Origin of the sequence: Caballeronia sp. (assembly GCF_028292365.1) — a bacterium.
Lineage (GTDB): Bacteria > Pseudomonadota > Gammaproteobacteria > Burkholderiales > Burkholderiaceae > Caballeronia.
Window position 1 is genome coordinate 1 of record NZ_JAQGMM010000603.1, and the last position, 9,644, is coordinate 9,644.

The following is a 9,644-nucleotide window of genomic DNA, read 5'->3' on the forward strand; positions in this document are numbered from 1 at the left end:
GAGTATGTGGGTACGGACGGCGTGGTGTTTGGCATTGCGTGGCAAGGTCCAAGAATTCCCGATTTGCCGACCTTGCTCGGCAGCTATTTCCCTCAATACGTGCAAGGCATCCAGAATCAGCGCGCCAACGGCGGCGGTCGCGGACCGGTCAGCGTGGCAGGCAGCGCGCTCGTGGTTCGCTCCGGCGGTCATATGGGCGCATTCGCCGGGCAGGCCTATCTGCCGCAATCCTTGCCCGCGGGCGTCAGCCCCAGCGATATCCAATAACGGACGGAGACTTTCACTATGCGTCCGACGATTTCCTCGTCCAATCCGACCTTGCGTTCGGGCCTGATCCGCTGGCTCGCTGTGCTGAGCGTGTCGGTGTTACTCGCTGCCTGCGGTGGCGGGGGCGGCGATTCAGGCAACAGTTCTGGCAGCAGCGGCGGCAGCGGAAGCGGCGGTAGCAGTGGCGGTGGCTCCAGCGGCATGCCCAACGCGCAGCCGATTGCGTCCACGGCGTCGAACACGGTGCCTATTACCGTGGGTCCCGGTGCACAAAACTTCGTCAATATCCCGAACGTATCGGTCACTGTGTGCGCGCCCGGCACGAGCACGTGCCAGACCATCAACAATATCCAGCTCGATACCGGCTCGTACGGCTTGCGTTTGGCAAGCGATGCAGCGACGCAGATTTTGGGCAGCTTGCCGGTCGCCCAGTCAACCAGCAATGGTCAACTGGCGGAATGCACGCAATTCGCCGATGGCTTCACCTGGGGCACCGTGCGTACCGCCGACGTGAAGATTGGCGGCGAAATCGCGAGCGCCATTCCGATCCAGATCGTGGGCGATCTGCCTGATTCCACGGTGCCGCTCAATGGCTGTATCAACGGCAGCAACGAGAGCACCTCGCGGCAACTGGGCGCGAACGGGATTCTTGGCGTGGGTGTTGCGGCGACCGATTGCGGTGTGGACTGCACGAACGCCGCAACCAGTAACTACTACTCTTGCCCGAGCGGGACAAACTGCTCCGCCATCGCCGTGGCGGTTGCGCAGCAAGTGGTGAATCCGGTGACGAAGTTCGCGGTGAACAACAACGGCGTGATCGTGCAATTGCCGCCGGTGACGACGTCGGCGGCGTCGGTGACAGGCACCTTGGTATTCGGCATTGGGACGCAGAGCAACAATGCGTTGACTGGCGCGACGTCGTATCGCTCAACGGCTTTTGGCAACCTGATTGGCACCTATAAGGGGGCGTCGGTTACGACCATTGTCGATTCGGGTTCGAACGGCCTGTTCTTCACCGACAGTTCGTTGCCAGCCTGCACGTCGACGTTTACGGACTTCTATTGCCCGGCCAATCCGACGCCGCTCACGGCGACCGTTTCCGGGTTCAACGGCACGACAGGCACGGTGAATTTCACGGTCCTGAACGCCCAGACGCTGGCTGCGAGCGGGACGAACTATGCGCTTAATGGACTGGCCGGCAGCATTGGTTCATTCCCGACGCTGTTCGACTTTGGCCTGCCATTTTTCTTCGGACGATATGTTTATTTCGGCTTTAACACCAACGGGAATTCACCGTTCGTGGCGTTTTAACTAAGCGCGATCAGGTCGCTTCGATAACCTCGATAACTTCGAGGCGACGAGCAAAAGCAGCAAAGCCCGGCGCGTGTTTGCGTCGGGCTTTGTTTTTCATGGAAGCGATTGCCGCCCCGGCGGTGATATCGCTTTAAACGATCATTCCCCCGCTCGCGGCTTCCTCGGCGCTTTCTCCATCAAGCGGTCATACAGCCAGCGCGGCACCACATGCAGCATCGCGCCTGCGACACGCATTTGCCAGGGAAACGTCGCAAACCTTTTCTTCCTCGCGATAGCATCGGCGCTCTTGACGGCGAATACATCGGCGTCCATCAGGAAGGGCATCGTATACGGATTGTGCTCGGTCATCGCGGTCCGGATATAGCCCGGCGCGATCGTCACCACCGATACCCCCTTCGGCCGCATCTCAATCCGCAGCGCTTCGAGATACTTCAATGCCGCCGATTTCGACGCGCTATATGCGCCCGAACCCGGCAACCCGCGAATGCCCGCCACGCTCGCTACGCCAACCAGCGTTCCGCGCCGTTCCTCGACCATGCGGGCGACGAACGGCTCAAACGTGGCGATCATCCCGAAGTAGTTGATATCCATCACGTCGCGAAAGGTATTGAGGTCGCCATGACCAGTCAGCGCACCGCGGCTGACGCCGGCATTGGCGATCACCACGTCGGCGCCGCCATGCTGCGCACAAAACTGTGCTGCGGCGTGCCCAAGCGCGGCGGCGTCACGGACGTCGGCGGGATAGATCGAGATGGAATGGGAGGGGAAGCGCGCGGCGAACGCCGCGAGGGTGTCGCCACGACGGGCAACGAGACCGAGCACCGCGCCGCGCCGGAGATATTCCTCGGCGAGCGCGAGGCCAATGCCGCTGGATGCGCCGGTGATGAAAACTCTCAGCCGGGTTGGCTCGGCACCTCTGCCATTGCCCGGCGTGTCCTTCATGGCGGCGCTCACGCCTTTACATCTTCTTCGCGCGAATCTGGGCGATCAGGAAATCGAGGACCTGGATCGTGCCCGGCAGGCTGTTCGTCGTGGCCGGACCCGTTTCGTACTTGCCCTGGACGGCGAGCGTCGGCACGCCGTCGATCTTGTAGTCCTGCATCAGCTTGTTGTCGCGCTGGAGGTCGCTTTGCGTCGAGAAGGAGTTATACGCGTCCAGGTACTTCTTCTTGTCGACACCTTGCGTGGCGAGGAACGTAGCCTGAGCTTCCGGCGTCAGCAGATAGTTCTTCTTCACGTGGATTTCGTTGAACACGGCGGGCGTGAGCTTGTCCGCGAGGCCGAGCGCATCGAGTGCGTGATACATCCTTGAGTGCGGGATGAAATCATCGCGGAACGCAACCGGCACGCGCTTGAAGACGACATCAGGACCTTGCTTCTTGACCCATGCTTCCAGATACGGGTCGAATTCATTGCAGTGGGGGCAGCCGTACCACATGAATTCGATCACTTCGATCTTGCCCTGCGCGTCCACCGGCTGCGCGGCTTGCAGCACCGTGTAGTCGGTGCCCGCAACGGGCGCTGCAGGCGATGCGTGCGCCACGTTCATGGCGCTCAGGGTGCCGGCCACGAGGCCGAGGGAGAGAGCGAGGGCGCTGAAGAATTTTTTCATAATGACCGAGAAAGGGCGTGGAGACGCGAAAGGGGAACACACGACGCTTAAAGGAGGCTTAAACCGGCTGGGCCGGGCCGCTGGTTGCCTGCTCTGCTCAATGGGTGCTAACGGCCCTCATGCTATCAACCCGCGCCAGCCATTTACAAAAGGCGCGGGTTGTGGGTTCTACTGTGCGTTCACTGCTTGGAGAAGCGGATAACGGCAGTGTCCACGCCTGCGTCCGAAAGTCGCTGGCGCACGTTGTTCATGTCCTCGAACTTCGTGAACGGTCCGATCCGCACGCGGAAATACGTGACGTTGCCCGCATCGCGTTGCGTGACCTTCGACTCGAAACCCTGGAAGCCTAGCCGTGCACGCTGCTGCTCTGCATCGGCCTGAGTCTTGTACGCGCCAACCTGCAGGAAATAGCCCGTGTTCGCGTCGCCTGGTGCGGGCGGCGTGACCTTGGCCGTTGACGAAGCCTGCGCGTCAGCCGGTTTCTTCGCAGGTGTCGCGCTCGACGAACCGCCCGGCGCGTTCGCAACCGGAGGTACAGTGGCCGGCTTCGGCGCAACAGCCGTACCGTTCGCGGCCGATGGCGGCACTTCCAGTATCTCCGGTTCGTCCTGTACGCCCGACGATTGCGTCTGGTTGTTCGTCTGTCCAGGCGCGGTGTTCGGCGGCGCGGGCTGCGCGGCTTGCGGCACGGCCTGGCCAGGCGTCTTGCCCTGCAGCGGCCGGTTCGGGTCGTACGGCTGTCCCGTGGCGGGCGCGGAGCCCGCGTCAGAGGGAGCCGGCGCGACCTTCGCGACAAACGGCGTGGGCGCGCGTGTGATGTACAGCGCCACGATCACTGCAATTGCAAGGCCGACAATCAAGCCCAGCACGATACCGAGAAAGGTCCCCCCGGTTTGCTTCGACTGCTTCGACGTGCTGCGTGGTTTTGCCATCGTATGAATAACCTGCAAAAAGTCTTCTGAATGGCCGTCGATTATAACGGCGGCCTTACGCGCGGTTTGGCGTTGCCTGGTGTTGAATTGCGCCGTGTTGCGTTATGTCATCCACCCGTCCTGCACGCAGGGTCCAAGACACGCCGGACACACCGGACGTGCCCGGCCAAGCGAATCACATCTTGACGGGAGCGGACACGCCGATCAGCGCGAGGCCGTTCTCGAGAACTTGCCTCGTAGCGGCGAGCAACGCGATGCGCGCGTTGCGCACGCCTTCTTCCTCCACCAGCACGCGCTCCGCATTGTAGAACGAGTGGAATTCGCCCGCGAGGTCACGCAGATAGAACGCGACCGCGTGCGGGGCGAGTTCGTCCGCGGCGTGCGAGAGCATGTCCGGATACTCGGCGAGCTTGTTGAGCAACGCCATGGCGCGTTCGCTCGAGAGCGGCGAGAGATCGACGGTTGGCAAAGCGTCCGCGTTGCCGGCGTATTTCGTCTTCCAGTCGCCGAGGATCGTGCAGATCCGCGCGTGCGCGTACTGCACGTAATACACCGGGTTTTCATCGCTTTGCTTGAGCGCCAGGTCAACATCGAAGACAAATTCCGTATCGGCCTTGCGTGAGATCAGGAAGAAACGCACGGCGTCGCGACCGCGGCGAATGGTGTCTTCATCGATCTGATCCGGCGCGACTTCCTCGCCCGGCGTCATGCCGCCCGACCATTCGATCAGGTCGCGCACCGTCACGTAGCTGCCCGCGCGCTTCGAGATCTTCACTTCCACGCCATTGCGCATGACCGTGACCATCTTGTGAAGCACGTAGTCGGGATAGCCCTTCGGAATGCCGATACCAAGCCCTTGCAGCCCCGCCCGCACACGCGCGATAGTGCCGTGGTGGTCCGAGCCCTGCACGTTGATGACCTTGGTGAAACCGCGCTGCCACTTCGCCACGTGGTACGCGACGTCCGGCACGAAATACGTGTAGGTGCCGTCGGACTTGCGCATCACGCGGTCCTTGTCGTCGCCGTCGTCGGTCGTGCGCAACCATAGCGCGCCGTCCTGCTCGTAGGTCTTGCCGGCGGCGATCAGCGCATCGACCGTGGCTTGCACGCGGCCTTCGTTATACAGCGACGACTCCAGGTAGAACTGGTCGAAATCCACGCCGAACGCGGTCAGGTCCAGATCCTGTTCGTGGCGCAGGTACGCGACGGCAAAGACGCGAATAGCGTCAATGTCGTCCACATCGCCCTTCGCCGTCACCGGCGCGCCGTCCTTGGCGGCCACCGTCGCGCCTGCCAGATAGTCACGTGCAATATCCGCGATGTACTCGCCGTTGTACGCGTTCTCCGGCCATTCCTTGTCGTCTGGATTGAAACCACGCGCGCGCAATTGTGTGGACGTGGCCAGATTGCCGATCTGCACGCCGGCGTCGTTGTAGTAGAACTCGCGATGCACAGCGTTGCCTTGCGTGCCGAGCAGGTTCGCCAACGCGTCGCCAAGCGTGGCTTGCCGGCCATGGCCGACATGCAGCGGCCCGGTCGGATTCGCCGAAACGAATTCGATCAGCACGCGTTTGCCTTCATCGCGGGCGTTGTATCCGTAGCGCGTGCCTTCCACAATAACCGCCGGCACTACGGCCTGTTTCGCCGCTGCCGCCAGCCGCAAGTTGATGAAGCCCGGACCGGCGACTTCGGCCGCATCCACCAGACCCTGGGCGGCTGGCAGCGCGAGCACCGCATCCACAATTTGCTGCGCCAGTTGGCGCGGATTCGCGCGTAGCGGCTTGGCGAGCTGCATGGCCACGTTCGACGCCACGTCGCCGTGCGCCGCGACTTTCGGGCGCTCCAGGACGATGACCGGCGCAACAAAGTTCGCTTCCGATGCGCCTTGCGACGCCTGTACGACCTGCTTGACCGCGTCGGCGAGCAGCGTTTCGAGTGTGTGTTTTTGTGCGGGCAGCATGCTGATTCTAAAATCCGGTAATAGGGCTGTTGGTCCAATGCAGCGATGCTTCGTTCCTTCGACGTCCTGGCTTCAATGCACGTGTTTGCCAGGAATGCGGGGAAAACGTGCGATTGAGCGTTAAACGCCGACGTGATCCGTGCTCGAAAATTTCAGTCCAGTTTCAATCTGTTACGGCCATTTAGGCCCGTTTGCGCGCGTTCCGCTTGTTCGGGCGCGGGGGAAATCCCCCGGACACTCGGTCAGGACGCTACGCACGCCTGCCTATGTGTGTCCGGAGGCATAGCCGGAGCCGATTACAGCGATACCGCCAAAACCGGGGGTTTGTAACCGGCGCAACATTTGCTCGGGTAAATCGGGATTTTAGCAGGTGCTAATATGTCGAATCGGGGTCGAGTCGGGGAAAGAAGTCAGGAATTAAAACAATGCGCCGGCGTGTGATGTGGTGGCCTGGGTTGTTACCACGCTTGGCGCATCTCGCTCACTAGCCACAAAAGGCCAACAAAAGGGAAAGGACCTTGCCATGTTGATCACATTCAAAACCAGAGCAGCACCCGACGTACAGATGCTCGACAACCTTGCCGATTATCTGCTTGGCATCATTGGTAAGCGGCTTGGCGAGCGCGGCGTCATTACGCATGAAGAACTCCCTGAATGCATCCAGAAGCTGGAGTCTGCAGTTGCATCGGACAAACAGGAACGTGCCGAACACGATGGCCATTTCCACGAAGGCGAGCCCGGCCATGAACCGCACGAGATTCCCGTCGGTCTGGCGCAGCGCGCGTACCCGTTCCTCGACATGATGCGCCTCGCCCATCAGGCAGACGGTGACATCCTGTGGGGCGTGTGAGCCTCGGGTGACGTAGCGGATTTGCTCACTGGCTGAGCCTTGAAGCGCAGCAGTGAGTCAGTATTAAAAAAACCCGCTTCGTCGCCGATGCGGGTTTTTTTGTTCCGACGAATACGAAGCGTGCCGTGTTTTTATTCTGCGGCTCCAGAGGCCGGCGCGCTCGCGCCTTTTTTCGCACGGGGTTTGCGGGGCTTTTTCTTGTGCTCCTGGATAGGCGGCGAATAACTCGACGCGGTGCTCGAGCTTGCGCCCGTACCCGGCTTGGCGTTGCCCTGCGCGAAGGCAGCCGGACTTCCCGACGTGAACAGCACAGCGACAGCAACGGCGAGGACAGGCGTCAGCTTGATCATTTTCGACTTTCTCCGTGACGATAGAAGGAATGCGTGACCGCCGCCATGGCGGTCTTTGCACCCCTTCGAGTGTAAGGAAAGTCAAAATAACCGTAATAGACTTCGCCAATATTGCGTCTTTGTGATTCCCGGTATTTGCCTACAGCAAGGGCGCCAGTGCGCGTTCGGCATCGTTCTTCGAAATCGCCATGCGTTGCGCGAAGCTTTCCACCTGATCGTCGGCGATCTTGCCGACTGAAAAGTACGTGCTCTCCGGATGCGCGATGTAAAAGCCCGACACGCTCGCTGCCGGCAACATGGCCAGCGACTCGGTCACCGTCATGCCAATTTCGTTTGCTTGCATCACGTCGAACATATCCTGCTTCACCAAGTGGTCCGGGCATGCCGGATAACCCGGCGCCGGACGAATCCCCTGATACTTTTCTGCGATCATCGCGGAGTTGTCGAGTGTCTCACCGGCCGCATAACCCCACAGCTCGCGACGCACCCGCGCGTGGAGCGCTTCGGCAAAGGCTTCAGCAAAACGATCGGCCAGCGCCTTCAGCATGATCGCGCTGTAGTCGTCGTTATCGGCTTCGAACTGCTTCTCTCGCTTTTCTACGCCCAGGCCCGCCGTCACCGCGAACATGCCGATGTAATCCGCCACGCCCGAGTCCTTCGGCGCGATGAAATCCGCGAGCGAGCGGTTGGAACGCTGCACGCCATCGACGATCGGACGCACCGTTTGCTGGCGTAAGTTACGCCATGTCATGGCGACTTGCGTGCGGGTATCGTCGGTATAGATCTCGATGTCGTCGTCGTTCACCGTGTTCGCCGGCAGTAGCATCACCACACCGTTCGCCTGCAACCAGCGGCCCTGGATGATGCGCGAGAGCATCGACTTGCCATCGGAGAAAACGCGCCGCGCGGATTCACCCACGATCTCGTCATTGAGAATGGCCGGATACGGACCGGCAAGATCCCAGGTCTGGAAGAACGGCGCCCAGTCGATGTAATTCGCCAGGTCCGCGAGATCGTAGTTCTTGAAGATGCGACGCCCGATGAAGGTCGGTTTCTTCGGCTCGTAGCTCGCCCAATCGAGTTTCGTCTTGTTCGCGCGCGCTTCGGCGTAGGTGACCATCGGCGTCGCTTTACGGTTCGCGTGCTGCGTGCGGATACGTTCGTAGTCCGTCTTGAGGTCTTCGAGGTATTTCTTCGCGCCGTCGTCGGAGAGCAAACTCGATGCCACCGATACCGACCGCGATGCATCGGGCACATAGACCACCGGACCATCGTAATGTGGGGCAATCTTCACGGCCGTATGCACGCGCGACGTGGTTGCGCCGCCGATCAGCAGCGGCGTTTGCTTGTCGCGGAAATAGGTGTCGCGCTGCATTTCCGACGCAACGTAGGCCATCTCTTCGAGACTCGGCGTGATCAGCCCCGACAGGCCGATGATGTCCGCGCCTTGTTCCTTCGCCATCGCGAGGATGGTTGCGCAGGGCACCATCACGCCCATGTTGACCACTTCGAAGTTGTTGCACTGGAGCACGACCGAGACAATGTTCTTGCCGATGTCGTGCACGTCTCCCTTGACCGTCGCGATCACGATCTTGCCCTTCGGCCGGACGTCTTCTCCGGCATCGGCCATGCGCTTCTTCTCTTCCTCGATGTACGGAATCAAATGCGCCACGGCTTGCTTCATCACGCGCGCCGACTTGACCACTTGCGGCAGGAACATTTTGCCCGCGCCGAACAGGTCGCCGACGATATTCATGCCGTCCATCAACGGCCCTTCGATCACGTTGATCGGCCGGCCGCCCGCCGCCTCAATGCGCGCTCGCACTTCCTCGGTGTCTTCCACGATGAAGTTCGTGATGCCGTTCACCAGCGCGTGAGCGAGGCGTTGATCGACGGGCTGGTTGCGCCATTCCAGGTTCTCTTCTTTCTTCGCTGCGCCGGTTTTGAATTTATCGGCGATTTCGAGCAGGCGATCCGTGCCGTCATCGCGACGATTCAGCACCACGTCTTCCACGCGTTCGCGCAGTTCGGGGTCGAGGTCCCGATACACGCCAAGCTGACCCGCGTTCACAATCCCCATGTCCATACCCGCCTGAATCGCGTGGTAGAGGAACACGGTGTGGATGGCTTCGCGCACCGGATCGTTACCGCGAAACGAGAACGACACGTTCGACACACCGCCGCTGATCTTCGCGTGCGGCAGGTTTTCCTTGATCCAGCGCGTGGCGTTGATGAAGTCGACCGCGTAGTTGTTGTGCTCTTCAATACCCGTCGCGATTGCGAAAATGTTCGGATCGAAGATGATGTCTTCCGGCGGGAAACCTACTTCGTTCACGAGGAAATCGTAGGAGCGCTTGCA

At 60.9% G+C, this 9,644-nt stretch carries 9 protein-coding genes; 3 read left to right on the top strand and 6 right to left on the bottom strand.

The window, feature by feature from the left end; genetic code table 11:
• Both JWR14_RS35430 and JWR14_RS35435 read left to right on the top strand, forming a co-directional pair.
• Window positions 1-267 (top strand): DUF2844 domain-containing protein (locus JWR14_RS35430; protein ID WP_299718823.1); only part of this gene is annotated, 267 nt, incomplete at its 5' end.
• 18 nt (window positions 268-285) lie between these two features.
• Window positions 286-1,578: a DUF3443 domain-containing protein gene (locus tag JWR14_RS35435; RefSeq protein ID WP_299718825.1), complete on the top strand. Its 1,293-nt coding sequence runs from the start codon at window positions 286-288 to the stop codon at window positions 1,576-1,578.
• A 141-nt stretch (window positions 1,579-1,719) separates the two neighbouring features.
• Here JWR14_RS35435 and JWR14_RS35440 read toward each other — a convergent pair whose 3' ends face one another.
• The 4 genes from JWR14_RS35440 to argS all read right to left on the bottom strand — a co-directional run bounded on the left by JWR14_RS35440 (window position 1,720) and on the right by argS (window position 6,085).
• The gene (locus JWR14_RS35440; protein ID WP_299718839.1) at window positions 1,720-2,523 is read right to left on the bottom strand and encodes an SDR family oxidoreductase; all 804 of its coding nucleotides are present in this window, start codon (window positions 2,521-2,523) and stop codon (window positions 1,720-1,722) included.
• 16 nt (window positions 2,524-2,539) lie between these two features.
• On the bottom strand, window positions 2,540-3,193 hold the full coding sequence (locus tag JWR14_RS35445) for a thiol:disulfide interchange protein DsbA/DsbL (RefSeq protein WP_299718827.1): 654 nt from the start codon (window positions 3,191-3,193) through the stop codon (window positions 2,540-2,542).
• A 179-nt stretch (window positions 3,194-3,372) separates the two neighbouring features.
• Window positions 3,373-4,143, bottom strand: coding sequence for an SPOR domain-containing protein (locus JWR14_RS35450; RefSeq protein ID WP_299718829.1), 771 nt, complete (start codon window positions 4,141-4,143; stop codon window positions 3,373-3,375).
• A 157-nt stretch (window positions 4,144-4,300) separates the two neighbouring features.
• Complete coding sequence (gene argS, locus JWR14_RS35455) at window positions 4,301-6,085, bottom strand: arginine--tRNA ligase (RefSeq protein WP_299718831.1); 1,785 nt, start codon at window positions 6,083-6,085, stop codon at window positions 4,301-4,303.
• 523 nt (window positions 6,086-6,608) lie between these two features.
• Between argS and JWR14_RS35460 the strand changes: the two genes are divergently transcribed.
• Entirely contained in the window at window positions 6,609-6,935 is a 327-nt protein-coding gene (locus tag JWR14_RS35460; RefSeq protein ID WP_299718833.1) for a DUF1840 domain-containing protein, read from the top strand.
• Between the two features lie 131 nt (window positions 6,936-7,066).
• Here the strand turns inward: JWR14_RS35460 and JWR14_RS35465 are convergent, their stop codons facing one another.
• Together JWR14_RS35465 and JWR14_RS35470 are read right to left on the bottom strand one after the other, a co-directional pair.
• On the bottom strand, window positions 7,067-7,285 hold the full coding sequence (locus tag JWR14_RS35465) for an acid-shock protein (protein WP_299718835.1): 219 nt from the start codon (window positions 7,283-7,285) through the stop codon (window positions 7,067-7,069).
• 139 nt (window positions 7,286-7,424) lie between these two features.
• Window positions 7,425-9,644 (bottom strand): vitamin B12 dependent-methionine synthase activation domain-containing protein (locus JWR14_RS35470; protein ID WP_299718837.1); only part of this gene is annotated, 2,220 nt, incomplete at its 5' end.